The sequence below is a fragment of the Leifsonia sp. Root112D2 genome (assembly GCF_001424905.1).
In the GTDB taxonomy this organism is placed as follows: domain Bacteria; phylum Actinomycetota; class Actinomycetes; order Actinomycetales; family Microbacteriaceae; genus Root112D2.
This window is the reverse complement of record NZ_LMCU01000001.1, coordinates 334,140-350,046: the sequence shown is the minus strand read 5'-3', so window position 1 is coordinate 350,046 and position 15,907 is coordinate 334,140. Positions and strand designations below refer to the sequence as shown.

The following is a 15,907-nucleotide window of genomic DNA, read 5'->3' as shown; positions in this document are numbered from 1 at the left end:
GCAATAACAGTGAAGTTCACCGACGGTTTCTGGCAGATGCGACCGGGCGTCGATGCGCTCTACGCGCAGGAGGCGTATGACATCGTTGCGACCGACGACTCCCTCGTCGTCACGGCACCGACGCGTGTCATCGCGAGCCGCGGCGACACGCTCAATCGGCCCACGCTGACGGTGACGCTGAGCTCGCCGTTGCCGAATGTCGTCGGGGTGAAGATCGAGCACTTCCAGGGCGTACGCGACGAGATCGGCTTCGAGCTGGCATCCGAGACCGGTCACGTGAGCATCGAGACCACGGATGCCGGCTGCGCCCTGACCGCGGGCGAGCTCACCGCCACCGTCGCTCACGGCGCACCGTGGAACCTCGAGTTCTCGGCCGCCGGCCGCGTGCTCACCTCCAGCGGTCACAAGTCGCTCGGATACGTGCAGGTCGCGCCGGATGCCGAGGTGACCAGCGGAATCGTGGGCAACGCGCGCGTCGCCGAGACGCAGCATCCGGCGCGCCCGCAGCATTACGTGCATGAACAGCTCGAACTCGGCGTCGGCGAGCTCGTCTACGGCCTCGGTGAACGCTTCGGCCCGCTCGTGAAGAACGGCCAGGTCGTCGACGTGTGGAACGCCGACGGCGGCACCTCGAGTGAGCAGGCCTACAAGAACGTGCCCTTCTACCTGACGAACCGCGGCTACGGCGTGCTGGTGAATCACCCCGGCCACGTCTCGTACGAGATCGGCAGCGAGACCGTGGAGCGGGTGCAGTTCTCCGTGGCGGGGGAGAGCCTCGAGTACTTCATCATTTACGGGCCAACCCCGAAGCAGATCCTGGAACGCTACACCGCACTCACGGGCAGGCCGGCGAAGGTTCCGGCCTGGTCATACGGGCTCTGGCTCTCAACGAGCTTCACCACCGATTACGACGAGAAGACGGTGACGGGATTCATCGACGCGATGGCCGAGCGCGACCTGCCGCTGTCGGTGTTCCATTTCGACTGCTTCTGGATGCGCGAATTCAACTGGTGCGACTTCGAATGGGATCCGCGTACCTTTCCCGACCCCGAAGGCATGCTCACGCGCCTGCACCAGAAGGACCTGCGCGTGTGCGTGTGGATCAACCCGTACATCGGCCAGCGCTCGCCGCTTTTCGCCGAGGCGGCGGCATCCGGCTACCTGGTGAAGCGGCCGAACGGCGAGGTATGGCAATGGGACCTGTGGCAGGCCGGCATGGGCTTGGTCGACTTCACCAACCCGGATGCGACCCGCTGGTACCAGGACAAGCTGCGGCACCTCATGGAGCAGGGCGTCGACGCGTTCAAGACCGACTTCGGTGAGCGCATTCCGCTCGAGGTCGACTACTTCGACGGCTCGAGCCCCGAGCGCATGCACAACTACTACACGCAGCTCTACAACCAGGCCGTCTTCGACGTGCTGAAAGAGCAGCGCGGCGAGGGCGAGGCGGTGCTGTTCGCCCGCTCGGCGACCACCGGTGGCCAGCAGCTGCCCGTGCACTGGGGCGGCGACAACACCTCGAGCTACGTGTCGATGGCCGAGACGCTGCGCGGCGGGCTGTCGCTCGCGCTCAGCGGCTTCGGCTTCTGGAGCCACGACATCGGCGGCTTCGAGGGCACGCCCGACCCCGGCGTGTTCAAGCGCTGGACGGCCTTCGGCCTGCTCTCCAGCCACTCGCGCCTGCACGGCAGCAGCTCGTATCGAGTGCCGTGGGCCTTCGATGCCGATGAGGCGGCCGAGGCGGATGCCGAGAGTGCCGTGAGCGTGACGCGAAAGTTCACGAAGCTCAAGCTCTCGCTCATGCCGTACCTCTATGCAGCCGGTCTCGAGGCGCACCGCGCCGGCACCCCGGTCATGCGGCCCATGCAGCTCGAGTTCCCTGACGACGCCGCGACCGGCTATCTGGATCGCCAGTACATGCTCGGCGCCGATCTGCTCGTGGCTCCCGTGTTCTCGGCCGACGGCGAGGTCGAGTTCTACCTGCCCGCCGGCACCTGGACCAACTACTTCACCGGTGAGCAGGTGACAGGCGGCGTCTGGCGGCGCGAGAGGCACGGCTTCGACAGTCTGCCGCTCTACGTGCGCGACGGCGCGGTGCTGCCGGTCGGCGCCCGCGACGATCGGCCCGATTACGACTACCTCAGCGAGCTGGTTGTCACCGTGTATCCGACGACGGATGCCGCGCAGCACGCATCCGAGACGGTCACCGTCACGACGCCCGACGGTGCATCCGCGGTCTTCACCGTGCAGCGTGACGGCACTCGTGTGCGTGTCACGAGTGCCGCAGAGACCCCGTGGAGCGTTAAAGTCATTGGGGCGGGGCACACGGTCTCCGCGCGTGACGGAGAGGTCGAAGTGCAGCTGTGAGCGCAACAACAGACACGCAGAGTGTCGGCAACGAGGATTACCGCGACGCGGGGCTGCAGTTTCCTGAATCGTTCGTTTTCGGTTCGGCGACGGCCTCCTACCAGATCGAGGGGGCGGCCAACGAAGACGGCCGTGGCCCGAGCATCTGGGACACCTTCAGCCACACGCCGGGTCGCGTGGTCAACGGCGACACGGGCGACGTGGCCGACGACCACTATCACCGTCTCGAGCAGGATCTCGATCTGATGAAGAGCCTGAATCTTCAGGCGTACCGATTCTCCATTGCCTGGCCACGCATCCAGCCGACGGGGCGCGGTCCCGCGAACCAGGCCGGCCTCGACTTCTATTCGAAGCTCATCGACGGTCTCATCGCCCGCGGCATCACGCCGGTTGCCACGCTCTACCACTGGGATCTGCCGCAGGCGCTCGAAGACGAGGGCGGCTGGACGAACCGTGAGACCGCGCTGGCGTTCGAGGAGTACGCCCGCATCGTGGGGGAGGCGTTCGGTGACCGCATCGCGGTCTGGACCACGCTGAACGAGCCGTGGTGCTCCGCGTACCTGGGCTACGCATCCGGTGCCCACGCCCCCGGGCGCACCGAGCCGCTCGCCTCGCTCAAGGCAGTGCACCACCTCAACCTGGCTCATGGGCTGGCGCTTCAGGCGCTGCGCGCGGTCGTGAGCAACGACCCGCAGTTCTCGGTGACGCTCAACCTGCACGCGCTGCGCGGCGAGGGCCCCACCGGCCCCGAGGCGGTACGTCGCATCGACGCGCTCGCCAACCGCGCCTTCACCGGGCCGATGCTGCACGGCGCGTACCCGGCAGATCTGCTCGAGGACACGAAGACGCTCACCGACTGGTCGTTCGTGCACGAGGGCGACCTGGAGAACATCCACCAGAAGATCGACATTCTCGGCGTCAACTACTACTCCACCACGCTGGTGCGCGTGTGGAGCGGCGAGGGCGAGCGCGAGAGCGCGGACGGGCACAAGGCCGTGGGTGCCTCACCGTGGCCGTGCGCGGATGACATCGAGTTTCTGCCGCAGCCGGGGCCGTACACCGAGATGGGCTGGAACATCGAACCGAGTGGACTCGAAGAGTTGCTGCTGGCTGTGCACGCCGAGTTTCCCGACCAGCCGCTCATGGTCACCGAGAACGGTGTGGCCTTCGACGACGTGGTGACGACGGATGCCGGCGGCGCCGCCGACGGCGCTCCTGCCGTGCATGACGACGACCGCATCGACTACCTGCGCCGTCACCTCACCGCGGCGCACCGCGTGCTGGAGGCCGGCGTCGATCTGCGTGGCTACTTCGTGTGGTCGCTGATGGACAACTTTGAGTGGGGCTACGGCTACAGCAAGCGTTTCGGCATTGTGCGCGTCGACTACGACACGCTCGAGCGGCTGCCCAAGGACAGCGCGCACTGGTACGCCGAACTCGCGGCAACGAACCGGATTCCGGCGTAGCGTGACCGGCCGGTCGGCCCGGGGCAACAATCTTGACACGGTCAGGCAGCACAACCTGTCTGCCGTGCTCGGGCTCGTGCACCGAACCGGTCCGCTCTCGCGCTCGCAACTGACCCGCGAGACGGGCCTCAACCGTTCCACCATCGCCGCGCTCGTGGGCGAGCTCGTCGAGCTCGGCCTCGTGCTCGAGAGCGAGCCGGGTGCGAACAATCGGGTGGGGCGTCCCAGCCCGGTCGTTGGCGCGCATCCGGGCGTGGTGGCGTTGGCCATCAACCCGGAGATCGATGCGGTGACCGTCGGTGTTGTCGGCCTGGACGGCGTGGTGCAGCACCGGGTGCGTTACGCGGCGGAGATTCCCACGGCGCTGGAGGCGGTTGCCATCTCGAAGGCGGTGATCGATGGCCTGCGACCGCAGCTGAAGGCCAGCTCGCGGGTGATAGGTGTGGGGGTCGCCGTACCCGGTCTCGTGCGGGAGGCAGACGGCGTCGTGCGTCTTGCCCCGCACCTGGCCTGGCTCGATGAGCCCTTTGCCCAGCAGTTGCACGAGGCGATAGGCCTGCCGGTGAGCGCGGCGAACGACGCCAATCTGGGCGCCAACGCCGAGCGCATCTTCGGAGCCGGGCGAGAGGTCACTGACCTTGTTTACCTCAACGGTGGCGCGAGCGGCATCGGCGCGGGCGTCATCGTCGGTGGCACCCCGCTTGCCGGTTTCTCCGGGTACGCCGGCGAATTCGGCCACACCCTCGTGAACAGCGCGGGCGTGCGTTGTCACTGCGGGGCGATCGGATGCCTCGAGACCGAGGTCAACCAGCGTTCACTGTTGAAGGTGCTCGGCCTCGACAGCGCGGATGCCGACGAGCTGGACCGCGCGCTCGCGGCGGCGGGCGCGGCTGGCGGCTCCGCCGGCGGTGCCGGCTCCGCTTCTGGCGCTGTCGCGGCGGAGATCGAGCGCCAACTGGGGTTCCTGGCGGTCGCCGTGCGCAACGCGACCAATGTCTTCAACCCGCAGCTCATCGTGCTCGGCGGGTTTCTCGGCGCGCTGATCACCGCGGCGCCGGGGAGACTGCAGGAACTGGTGTCGGGAACCGCGCTGAAGGCATCCGGAGAATCGCTGCGCATCGCGCGCGCCGAACTCGGCTCGAGACTGCTCATGGTGGGGGCCGCCGAGCTGGCCTTCGCCCCGCTGCTGGCCGACCCCGCGTCGGGGGACGTGCGGGTCGGCGGCACCGTCCACTAGGCTGGTTCGGGCCGTCTCGAATCGATTCGATCGCCGCTCACGCCGCGGTGTGAAACGCAGACGGCCCTCGATCCGGACGACGGTGCCCGGTACGAATTCACCCACCGCGTCGGTCTCGTACGCGGCGCCGCACCCGTTCTCTCAAGGATCCCCATCTCGTGACTACCGTTGTCCACCCCGGAGACTCACTCTCCGGCCGTGAGCGTCTCGTCTACATCATCGTGCTCGGCGCGCTCACCGCGCTCGGCCCGTTCACGATCGACCTGTATCTGCCGGCGTTCCCGGTGCTCGAGAGTGACATGCACGTCTCGGCCGCCGCCATTCAGCTCACACTCACCGGCACCACGGTCGGCTTCGCCATCGGCCAGCTGCTGGTAGGGCCGTGGAGCGACAAGGTCGGTCGGCGCCTTCCGCTGCTGCTGGCGACGGGTGTGCACATCATCGCCTCGATGGGCGCCGCGCTCTCGCCCGACATCGCCTGGCTGTCGATCTTTCGCGTGATGCAGGGCTTCGGTGCCGCTGCCGGCGGTGTCGTGGCCATGGCGATGGTGCGCGATCTCTTCGGCGGCCGGCCGCTCGTGCGCATGCTCTCGCGGCTTGCGCTCGTGAGCGGGCTCGCACCCGTGCTCGCCCCGGTGATCGGCTCGCAGCTGCTGGTGATCATGCCGTGGCGCGGCATCTTCTGGGTGCTCGCCTGTTATGGCGCAGTCGTCGTCGTGGCGGTGTGGTTCTTCATCGTCGAGACGCTGCCGGTTCAGCGGCGGCAGGATGCGGGCCACTCGACCCTGCGCCAGCGTTATCGCGCCGTTCTCACCGACCGCGTCTTCGTGGGTATCGCCCTCGTGGGCGGCATGACGTTCAGCGGGCTGTTTGGCTATCTCTCTGCTTCGCCGTTCCTCTTTCAGCAGATCTACGCCTTCGACGCGCAGCAATACGGGCTGCTGTTCGCGGTCAACTCGCTGGGCGTGGTGTTCGGCGTGCAGGCGTCGTCGCGGCTCACCAAGTACGTGGGGCCGCAATGGATTCTCGCCGTGACCACCGCCGCGATGCTGGCGCTCGGCCTGCTGATTGTGGTGCTGGATGCTGCCGGGGCCGGTTTGTGGGGCATCCTGATACCCCTCTGGTTCTTCATCGCATGCTGTGGCTTCAGCTTTCCGTGCATCCAGGTGCTCGGTCTCAACTCGCATGGGCACGAGGCGGGCACCGCGGCGTCACTGTTGGGTGCGGTCAACTTCGGCATGGCCGGCGTGATCTCGCCGATCATCGGTCTGCTCGGTGTGAGCAACGCGGTGCCGATGGGAGCCGTGATGGCCGGCACCGCCACGGTCTCGGTTCTGGCACTCTGGTTCATCGTGCGGCCGCGCTCGGTGCCCGCCCTGACCAACTGAGGCGGCCGGTCGGTCGTGGCCGCCGTGGTCGAGACCGCGCTCTTCATCGTTGTAGTCTGGGCGCGCGTCGTGCGCTCGATGCCATGACGCAAGCGTGAGAGGGGGCACCGTGGCCATCACGATGCACGATGTCGCGCGGGCGGCAGGAGTGTCGATCAAGACCGTCTCCAACGTGATCAACGACTACCCGCACATCAAGGCCGAGACGCGCCAGCGCGTCGTCGACGCGATAGAGGCGCTGGGCTACCAGCCGAATCTCTCCGCGCGCGGCCTGCGTTCCGGGCGCACGGGCGCCATAAGCCTTATCATTCCCGACCTGAAGAACGCCTACTTCGCCGAGCTCGCAGATGCCGTGATGCGCGCCGCAGCCGCGCACGATCTCTTTGTGCTGATTCAGCAGTCCGACGGTGACCGCGAGCGTGAGCTCGAGCTTCTGCGCGGGCCGCGTATGCGCATGGTCGACGGCATTCTCTACAGCGTGCTCGCCCTTGGCCAGGAGGATGCGGCGCTCGTCGACATCCCGACCCCGATGGTTCTGCTGGGCGAGCGCATCTTCAACGGCCCCACCGACCACGTCACGATGGCGAACATCGAGGCATCGAGGGCAGCGACCGAGCACATGGTCGCCACCGGCCGCCGTCGCATCCTCGCGTTCGGCGCCGATGCGAGCCAGCTCACCGGTTCGGCCGGACTACGCCTGGCCGGCTATCGACAGGGCCTTGAGGCTGCCGGGCTTGCCTACCGCCAGGAGCTCGTGGTCGACGTGCGCCACTGGCACCGTGCCGACGGGGCGGATGCGATGCGCCGGGTGCTCGCATCCGGTGTCGCGTTCGACGGCGTGGTCGCCTTCAACGACCTGATAGCGCTCGGCGCCATGCGCGTTCTGCAGGATGCCGGGCTGCGCATTCCGGCGGACGTTGCGGTGATCGGTTTCGACGACATTGACGAGACGCGCTACAGCCTGCCATCGCTGTCAACGGTGGACGCAGGGCGCGAGGAGATTGCGCAGACGGCGGTGCGCCTCCTGCGGGAACGCATTGCCGCCACCGGTGGCGAGCGCATCGAGCCGCGCGAATTCGAGAGCGCATTCCGTATCGTCGCACGCGAATCGACGGCCGTCAGCGCCCCGTAGCCCGGTGCCGCGGAGGGGACGCGCGTGCAGGCTTGACAGGGCGGCATCCGGTCTGCATGATTTATGTACAACGTTGTAAAGAGCCCCACGAAAGAAGCCCATGGTTACCGCACGACTCACCATCGACCCGCGCTCCGCGGTCGGCCCCGTCAACCCGCGACTGTTCGGCTCGTTCGTGGAACATCTCGGGCGGTGTGTGTACGACGGCATCTACGAGCCGTCACATCCGCTGGCCGACGATGAGGGCTTTCGCACCGATGTGATTGACCTCGTGAAGGAGCTGGGCGTCTCCACCGTTCGATACCCGGGCGGCAACTTCGTCTCGGGCTTTCGCTGGGAAGACAGCGTGGGGCCGCGGGCTGAGCGCCCGCGCCGGCTCGATCTGGCCTGGCATTCGACCGAGACCAACGAGGTGGGGCTGCACGAGTTCTCCTCCTGGCTCGACAAGGTGGGCAGCGAACTGATGCTGGCCGTGAACCTCGGAACGCGCGGGGTGCAGGAGGCACTCGACCTACTCGAGTACACGAACGTCGGCTCGGGCACCGCGCTCTCCGACCAACGGGTCACCAACGGCAAGACGGATGCCTTCGGCGTGAAGATGTGGTGCCTCGGCAACGAGATGGACGGTCCGTGGCAGCTCGGGCACCGCTCGGCCGAGGACTACGGCAAGCTCGCCTCGCAGACCGCGAAGGCTATGCGACAGCTTGACCCGTCTGTAGAGCTCGTGGTCTGCGGGTCCTCCGGTGCGCAAATGCCGACCTTCGGCGAGTGGGAGCGCGTGGTGCTCACCCACGCATACGACGACGTCGACTACATCTCCTGCCATGCCTACTACCAGGAGAAGAACGGCGATCTCGGCAGCTTCCTCGCATCCGCCGTCGACATGGACCGCTTCATCGAGTCGGTCGTGACCACGGCGGACCACGTGAAGGCCGTGAACCGCAGCGAGAAGACCATCAACATCTCGTTCGACGAGTGGAACGTGTGGTACCTCGACCGCTATGAGAACGTCGACAAGATCGCGGGGATCGACAACTGGCCGGTGGCGCCGCGGCTGCTCGAAGACGCCTATTCCATTCTCGACGCCGTGGTGTTCGGAAATCTGCTGATCTCGTTGCTGAAGCACGCCGACCGCGTGACCTCGGCCTCGCTGGCACAGCTGGTGAACGTGATAGCTCCCATCATGACCGAGCCCGGTGGCGACGCGTGGCGGCAGACCACCTTCTTTCCCTTCGCGCTCACCTCGCACCTTGCCGCCGGCAGCGCTCTCGAGGTGAAGCTCGAAAGCGACAGCTACGAGACGGATGCCTACGGCCGGGTCGATCTCGTCGATGCCGTTGCGACGCACGATGCGCACAGCTCGCGCACCTCGGTCTTTCTCGTCAACCGCAGCCAGAATGAGGACGCGGTCGTCACCATCGACCTGAGCACCCTCAACGGGGCCAGCCTGCTCGACGCGCAGAGCCTCTGGGATGAGGACATCCAGGCGAAGAACACCCTCGAAGACCAGGAGCGTGTCGGTCTGAAGCCGAACGAGAGCGTCGTCATCGGCGACGGCACTATCACCGTGACGCTGCCGCCCGTTTCGTGGACGGCACTGACGCTCGCCTAAGCCGACAGCCGGTCTGGTCTATCCGTTTGCCCGCCCGAACGGTCGCGGCGAGAAGCTGACGAATCGCGAGAGACCGAAGTCGACGCCCGGTGCCTTCTCGAGCGCACCATAGACAGTGAAGTCGTAGCCGTCATCGGCCGAGAGAGCCTCGGCGCGTGCGTTCAATGCCGCGGGCGTCGTCGTCCCCGTCCAGGCGCCGGATTCGATTCGCTCGACGAGCGTTGTCAGTGCGGTTATGCGCTCGGCGAGAGTGAAATTGAGATGGCCGGGGGTGTCCACCCATGCCCAGCGCACCAGTTCGGATGCTCCGGAGCGCGACACCGCCTCGGCGTACGCATGTTCTTCGGCTGTAATGGCATCCGGATCGCCAATCGACTTGAGCACGAGCACGGGACAGCGGATGTCTCCGGTCACCGCGAGCTGCTGGGTCACCCTGTCTATCGCGTGGGGATCCGCCGAGATACGGGGTGCTTGCGCGAGCTCGGTGAGGTCGTTCCCGAGTGACAGCCCAGCGATGTCGTAGAGGTGCTGAACCCGCTGGCGCACCCCGGAATCGGCCAGGAGCCGAGAGTAATCCACTGCGTCGTTCGACACGAAGGTGCCGGCTACGAACTGTTCGAGGCTGAGCCGAAAGAAATAGGCCTGGGGAAGGGTGCTGAGCACGCCAAACGCGAGCTGTTCGGCCTCCTCCTCGGGAGAGCGAGGATCGGGCCGGGGCTGGGAGGGGTCGGACCACGCGGGAGTGCCGCCGACCGCCGCGGCGAGAGCGATTCGAGCACGTCCGGCGGGGGAGGACATGGCGTTCTTCACCAGCCCGGTGAGAGCCTGGATCTCGTGGTCGGCATCGGCGGCCTGCACGAGAGCCACGGGCTGCTCGGCGAGGAGCGTCGCGATGACATACGCCATGTCGAAGCCCCGGTTGAAGGTCGCGAGCGTTCCAGCGCCACCGCCATCCATGGCAATCGCGCCGATGTATGTGTCGGGCGTTTTCTCGATCAACAGCCGGGTGATGAGGCCGCCCATGGAACCGCCCCAGACCACGGTCCCCCTCTCGGGTGCGCCGAACCGGTCGCGAAACAGCGCGATCGACTCTGCCTCATTGAGCAGCGCCTGTCCGATGTTCCAGCCGCGCACGTCGCGGCTGTGGCGAATGGAAGCGAAACCGTTATTCCACAACCAGAGCTGGATGCCGTCATTCACCTCGTCGAACCACAGGTCGGGCTGGGTGACGAGGTAGCCGTTCCAGTCGTCGGGGCGTGCCAACTCGCAGTCGGAACCGTCGGCGAGCGTTGTGCGGATGGGCTGCGGAGCCATGATGAGCCTCAGATCTGGCCGGTGGTCAAGGGGGTGATTCGGTGCGTTCGGGGATACGGACGCGTGTGTGGATGCGCGGTGAATTCGACGAACCGTGGGCGCTTGAGAGCGGGCCAGCGTGCTGCGGCGACGCGTGCCGCTCGCTCGTTGAGTGCATCCGCCGTGAGCGCGCCCCAACTCCCGTCACGCACCCGCTCATCCGCGGTCTGAATCGCCGCGGCGACCTCCGCCGTGGAGAAGGAGGCGCAGTGCCCCGGCGCGTGCACGTATGTCTGGCGCAGCAGTTCGGAGCAGCCCGCCTCCTTGACAACGTCGGCATACGCACTGGTCTGGGTCACCGTCGGGGCGAAATCACCGGTGAGCGACATCGTCAGCACCGGAACCCCGATGAAGCCGTCTGGCGTGAGATTGCGTTCCATGTACTCGATCGCCGGGGGATCGGCGGCGATGCGGGGCGCCTGCGCCAGTCGGGCGAGGTCGTCGTCGAGTCGCAGGCCCGCCGACGAATATGCCCACGACACCAGCTCCATGAAGCCGGATCGCTCGAGCTGGGCCGCGTAGTCGACGCCGACATTCCAGGAGAAGTTTCCTGCCGCTCTCGCTTCGAGATCGGCTCGCGGAGAAAAAGCCGTGTAGTGAAAGATTCGAGCCTGGTTCTCGAGTTGGCCGAGATAGTCAGTGGCCCCGGGCCGCGGTGGGTCAGCGCGGGCTCGCTGGAGGTTGTCGGATGTCCACGTGGGCAACTGCGCGAGCGCCGACGCGAGTGCGAGCCGGGCGCGACCTGCAGCGGATGCGCTCGCCTCGACGACGAGCTCGCGACCTTCGCGCAGGCGCTTCATGTCGTCACCGCCAACGTTGACCAACTCGATCGAGCGCTCTGGAAAGCACAGCGAAACCAAGGCGAAGGCCGCGTCGAGTCCCTGGTTGAGCATGGGAATCGGTCCGGCAACGGATGCGCACATCGGAACGGCAGCGTCGATGTGTGATGAGGCGTTCTGGGCGAGCGCCGCGGTGATCAGGCCACCCATCGAGCGGCCCCACGCGATCACGAGATCGTGGCTGCCGATCTCACGCCGGAAGACGTCGAGCGTGGCCACCTGATCATTCAACGCATCGGCGACGGCCCAGCCCGGGGTCGAAGATACCGAGGCGACCAGCGCATAGCCCAGCCGCAACAGGGTCTCCCGCGTCACCGGGTCTCCCGCCGAATCGGGCTCCTCGCCGGGGCGCAGTGCGCCGTAGCCGTTGCTGAAGAGGCAGAGCGTGCCGTTCCAGTCCTGCGGAGTCTCGATGATCCAGTTGGCTCCAGTGGGCAGTTGCCCCACGAGGCGTCTCGAGCGCATGGCCGGCGTGTCTCTCGTCAGCCAGATCGGCGAGACGACGCCACGAGCGTGACCGGAACGGATGTCAGGCCGGCCTCAGGCATGCGTGCGAACTCGACGTCACCATTGACGTGGAAGGATTCGGTGCGGGAGAGGAGCTCCTCCAGTTCAATGCGCAGGCCCAGACGGGCAAGTGGCACCCCAACGCAGTGGTGCCGACCCCGGCCGAATCCAAGATGCTCCGCGATATTCGACCTGCTCAGGCGGAAGATGTCAGGGTCATCGAACATCGAGGGGTCACGGTTGGCGGAGTGGTAGGCCAGCGTGACGGGTTCTCCCGGCTCGATCCGTCGACCGTGCAGCACGACGGGTGCGCTGACCGTGCGCGCGAAGCCTCGGTACGGGGAGTAGAGGCGGATGAACTCTTCCACGGCATCCGGCAGTATCTCCGGATTGTTTCGCAGCTGGTCCTGCAGCTCGGTGTCTGCGGCGAGATGGTTCGCGATCGAGCCGAAAACGATGGGCGGCGCGACCATGCCGACAACGAGGCATTGGCGCAGGGCACCGACGATCTGTTCCTGGTCGAGGTGTTGCCCCTCGTAGATCTCCGCAAGAAGTGAGCTGGCGGGATCAACCTCAGGATCCATAGGGTCGGCCAGGCGACGCGAGACGAGATCCCGCGCGAGAGCGTACATGTGCTCACTGGTCTCGTTTACGGTGGCGAGGTCGCGCTCACGCCAGGCCGTGACCCACTTGAACGAAGTTGCGGCGAGGTCGGGCGCCACCTCTGGATCGAGATTCAGCCACTCCGTGGTCAGCCAGGCAGGAAACATGACGCCGAAATCCTGCGCGATGTCGCCGCCGCCGGCATCCAGCATCGGTGAGAGGCATTCGCGGGCGTGCTCGCGCAGCACGGGCTCCAGCCGGTCGAGCCGTCGCTTCTGCAGCGTCTTGTCGAGAGCGCGCCGAAAGGGTGTGTGTGCAGGCGCGTCGTAGTTCAGTGGCGGGCGTCGCAGTCCGCGCGGATCGCTGGGAACCACGGCGCGAACCGACGAGATGAACGTCTTCGAATCGGAAGCCGCGTTCTTGACATCCTCGTATCGCGTGAGCGCCCAATAGCCGTTGTATGCATCGGTATGTGCGAGCGGCATCGTCTCGCGAAGGCGCGCGAACTCCCGGCGCACGATTTCGGGATCGTCGGAACCGAGCGGATCGAAATCCGATGGCACGGTCTTCTCTGGGGCAATCATCGTCGACTCCGCTCAACTCCGGTGTATTTGCGCACCTTCAACATACATCGGAAAACTGATTTATCTCCAAATTAATGCCGCTTATTCAGAACGAAGGAATTAGACGGCACAATGGGCCTCATGAATGAATTGCCGTTGCCGCTGCCTCGTTCGCAGGCCGGACCGAATCCTCAGCACCTTCTTGTGACGATCTTCGGCGACTACTGGTCAGGCAATTCCGTGCCGATCCCCTCCGCCGGACTGGTGCGCATGCTGGGCGAGTTGGGCATCAGCGCCGCGAGCGCGCGGTCCGCGGTGCTGCGTCTGAGATCGCGCGGGGTGCTCATCGCCACCAAGAGCGGACGAAACACGCTGTACCGGCTCAGCGAATCCGTAGAGCGGGTGGGGTACCGCAACTTTTCCAACCAGTTCTCTTTCGCTTCGGAGAAATTGAGCAATTGGGACGGGCGCTGGAGGGTCGTCTGTTTCACGATCTCCGAGGAGCGCCGTCAGGTGCGCAGCGCGCTGCGATCCACCCTGCGTTCTCATGGCTTTGCCGCCGTGCAGGACGGGGTCTGGTTCTCCGCCTATCAGTTCACGCCCGCGCTCCTGAGCGCGCTCGAAGAGTTCCAGGAGCCGTCGGTCATAGCGCTGGATGCCGACCTCGCATACCCGTCTGCGCTCGGATCCCGTGTTCAGTCCGCACAAAGCGATCTCTCGGGCCTCGGCGAGGCGTATCGCTCGTTTCTCGACACGTACACCCCGATGCTGGATGCCGCTCGAAGCTCGACCGTCTCGCCGGCCGAAGCGTTCATCACACGCACCACGATGATGGACGAATGGCGGGGGCTCTACCGGCGGGACCCGCGCATGCCCATGCAGCTGCTGCCCGAGGACTGGCCGCTTGAGCACGCCGGGCGAGTGTTCACGGAGCTCTACGACCGGCTCGGCCCCATCGCCGAACTGAGGGCGCGGGATCTGCTTGCCGAATTCGACCTCGAGACGGATGCGTTGCCGCGCGTATATGACTCGCGCAGTGCTCGAACTCGAAGCGCGGAACCGACTCGCGCAAAAATATAGTGCACTATTTGTGTGCAACTGTTGCATTGCTGCCGTCTATTGAGGCAGACTCTGCTCTACCCCTAGCATCACCTCAATTGCTTCAGACCCAAGGATGTGTCGCATGAGAAAAGTGTTCCCTGTAACTGCGGTCGTTATCGCAGGAGCCCTCGCCCTTTCCGGATGCACCGCTGCATCCGCACCATCGCCCAGCTCCTCGGCGGCGAAGCCGAAGATGCTCACCCAGCTTCCCGCGGCAACCTCAGAGCTCGACAACGTCTCGTGGGCGTACTACGCCGTGCTCCCGACCCTCGATCCTGCGCACTCCCAGAGCAGGGAGGCTGGCCTGATCATCGGCAACCTCTGCGACACGGTTCTTCAGGCGGCCCCCGACCTGAGCGTGGGCGACAACCTGACGAAACTGAAGCAGGTCGACGACACGCACTACGTGCTGACCCTGGTGGACGGTGCGAAGTTCTGGGATGGCAAGCCCGTGACGGCAAGCGACGTTGTCTACAGCCTGAGCCGCAACCTCGATCCGGCGGTGGGCAGTGACTTCGCACCGTATTTCGCCAATGTCGCCAGCATCACTGCAACGAACGACACGACCGTCGAGATCACCATGAAGAAGCCCGACATCCTGCTGCTCAAGGCCCTGGGCACCATGGCCGGCGCAGTGATGGAGAAGGCATATTCGGTTGCGGCCGGAAGCAAGCTGGGATCCTTGCAGGGTGACCTCATGTGCTCGGGGCCATTCAGCATCGCCTCGTCTGACCCGTCGTCGAAGATTGTTCTGAAGCGCAACGACAGCTACTGGAACACCAAGCTTCGGGCGCACGCCAAGACCGTCACCATCAACTACCTGCAAGACGGTTCGATCGCCTCGGCCGCCCTGCAGAGCGGCGACGTGCAGGGCATGTACAGTTTTCCCTCTGTCACGATCGACAAACTCAAATCGAGTGGCATGGGAGACGCATACGCCGGGCTGACCAACTCCGTGTTCTCCTTTGTCGTCGGCAAGCTTGACGGCAATCCGCTTGACGATGTTCGTCTGCGCGAGGCCCTTTCGCTGGCCATTGACAGAACCGCTGTCGCCCAGCGTGTTTTCCCGAACGGCGGGGCGCCCGCGACAAGCTTTGTCGGCGCGGCTGCGGCCGAGCAGGTGAAGAGCACCAAGGCCCTCAACGTCACGGCCAGGCTCGATGAGGCCAAGAAGCTCGTCGAGAAGGTCGTCAAAGAAAAGGGTGAACCGCGCCCGATTTCACTGCTATACACCTCGGGCGTCGGCGCGGAGGTGGGCGACATGGCCCTGTATCTGCAGCAGGTCGCCAAGAAGATCGGATTGACGATCAAGCTCGACGATAAGGCTCCGCGCGACTGGGTCGGGGCGGTCATGAGCGCCACCAAGAATCCCACTTTCGACCTGACGTTCAACTACGCAGGCCTGAATATGAACGATCCGTATGTAGCGTTCGCGAACTTCCTGATTCCCAGCTCCACCGCGAACTACTCCGGTTACGACCACAGCAGCATCACGGATCTCGTCGCCGAGGGGCGCGCCACGCTCGACAAGGGGCAGCGGGCCGAGATCGCGGGAAAGATCGAAGCGCGCGCTCTCACCGATCTTCCCGTGATTCCTGTGGCGTATGTTCCCCGACAGGTCTTCGTCAACAGTAAGATCGGCGGCGTTGTGCTCTCCGACGCAACGTTCATGGGCTACCCCTGGGCTGCCGCTCTCGGCGGCAAGTGACGACGGCGAACAACGAGATGGGGGAGGGCGC

Annotated in this window: 11 protein-coding genes; 8 read left to right on the top strand and 3 right to left on the bottom strand. The window is 65.7% G+C overall.

Going from position 1 to position 15,907, the window contains the following annotated elements; translation table 11 throughout:
- The first annotated feature begins 9 nt into the window (after positions 1–9).
- The 6 genes from yicI to arfA all read left to right on the top strand — a co-directional run bounded on the left by yicI (position 10) and on the right by arfA (position 9,202).
- Entirely contained in the window at positions 10–2,367 is a 2,358-nt protein-coding gene (gene yicI, locus ASC63_RS01550; RefSeq protein ID WP_055809049.1) for an alpha-xylosidase, read from the top strand.
- On the top strand, positions 2,364–3,833 hold the full coding sequence (locus tag ASC63_RS01545) for a GH1 family beta-glucosidase (RefSeq protein WP_055809047.1): 1,470 nt from the start codon (positions 2,364–2,366) through the stop codon (positions 3,831–3,833). Before yicI ends, ASC63_RS01545 begins: the two co-directional genes overlap by 4 nt.
- 1 nt (position 3,834) lies before the next feature.
- The gene (locus tag ASC63_RS01540; RefSeq protein WP_055809046.1) at positions 3,835–5,070 is read left to right on the top strand and encodes an ROK family transcriptional regulator; all 1,236 of its coding nucleotides are present in this window, start codon (positions 3,835–3,837) and stop codon (positions 5,068–5,070) included.
- Positions 5,071–5,228: 158 nt separating this feature from the next.
- Positions 5,229–6,458, top strand: coding sequence for a multidrug effflux MFS transporter (locus ASC63_RS01535; protein WP_055809044.1), 1,230 nt, complete (start codon positions 5,229–5,231; stop codon positions 6,456–6,458).
- Positions 6,459–6,567: 109 nt separating this feature from the next.
- Positions 6,568–7,590, top strand: a complete 1,023-nt coding sequence (locus ASC63_RS01530) for a LacI family DNA-binding transcriptional regulator (RefSeq protein WP_055809043.1) — start codon at positions 6,568–6,570, stop codon at positions 7,588–7,590.
- Positions 7,591–7,690: 100 nt separating this feature from the next.
- Positions 7,691–9,202, top strand: coding sequence for an arabinosylfuranosidase ArfA (gene arfA, locus ASC63_RS01525; protein WP_055809041.1), 1,512 nt, complete (start codon positions 7,691–7,693; stop codon positions 9,200–9,202).
- Positions 9,203–9,220: 18 nt separating this feature from the next.
- On the opposite strand, the gene ASC63_RS01520 is transcribed toward arfA, so the two are convergent.
- The 3 genes from ASC63_RS01520 to ASC63_RS01510 are packed head-to-tail and all read right to left on the bottom strand — an operon-like array spanning position 9,221 to position 13,088.
- Complete coding sequence (locus ASC63_RS01520) at positions 9,221–10,516, bottom strand: hypothetical protein (protein ID WP_055809039.1); 1,296 nt, start codon at positions 10,514–10,516, stop codon at positions 9,221–9,223.
- A gap of 8 nt (positions 10,517–10,524) precedes the next feature.
- Positions 10,525–11,859: a hypothetical protein gene (locus ASC63_RS01515; RefSeq protein WP_055809038.1), complete on the bottom strand. Its 1,335-nt coding sequence runs from the start codon at positions 11,857–11,859 to the stop codon at positions 10,525–10,527.
- A gap of 17 nt (positions 11,860–11,876) precedes the next feature.
- Positions 11,877–13,088: a cytochrome P450 gene (locus tag ASC63_RS01510; protein WP_055809036.1), complete on the bottom strand. Its 1,212-nt coding sequence runs from the start codon at positions 13,086–13,088 to the stop codon at positions 11,877–11,879.
- 120 nt (positions 13,089–13,208) lie between these two features.
- On the opposite strand from ASC63_RS01510, the gene ASC63_RS01505 reads away from it, so the two are divergent.
- The gene (locus ASC63_RS01505) at positions 13,209–14,147 is read left to right on the top strand and encodes a PaaX family transcriptional regulator (protein WP_162242861.1); all 939 of its coding nucleotides are present in this window, start codon (positions 13,209–13,211) and stop codon (positions 14,145–14,147) included.
- 103 nt (positions 14,148–14,250) lie between these two features.
- Positions 14,251–15,876 (top strand): ABC transporter substrate-binding protein, encoded by a 1,626-nt coding sequence (locus ASC63_RS01495; RefSeq protein ID WP_162242860.1) that lies wholly within the window; start codon positions 14,251–14,253, stop codon positions 15,874–15,876.
- Positions 15,877–15,907 lie beyond the last annotated feature (31 nt).

What these genes read in the sequence shown, in the direction of transcription:
- arfA (WP_055809041.1), top strand. Translation starts at nt 7,691, where the DNA reads ATGGTTACCGCACGACTCACCATCGACCCGCGCTCCGCGGTCGGCCCC.
- ASC63_RS01520 (WP_055809039.1), bottom strand. Translation starts at nt 10,516, where the DNA reads ATGGCTCCGCAGCCCATCCGCACAACGCTCGCCGACGGTTCCGACTGC.
- ASC63_RS01495 (WP_162242860.1), top strand. Translation starts at nt 14,251, where the DNA reads ATGAGAAAAGTGTTCCCTGTAACTGCGGTCGTTATCGCAGGAGCCCTC.
- ASC63_RS01505 (WP_162242861.1), top strand. Translation starts at nt 13,209, where the DNA reads ATGAATGAATTGCCGTTGCCGCTGCCTCGTTCGCAGGCCGGACCGAAT.
- ASC63_RS01510 (WP_055809036.1), bottom strand. Translation starts at nt 13,088, where the DNA reads ATGATTGCCCCAGAGAAGACCGTGCCATCGGATTTCGATCCGCTCGGT.
- ASC63_RS01515 (WP_055809038.1), bottom strand. Translation starts at nt 11,859, where the DNA reads ATGCGCTCGAGACGCCTCGTGGGGCAACTGCCCACTGGAGCCAACTGG.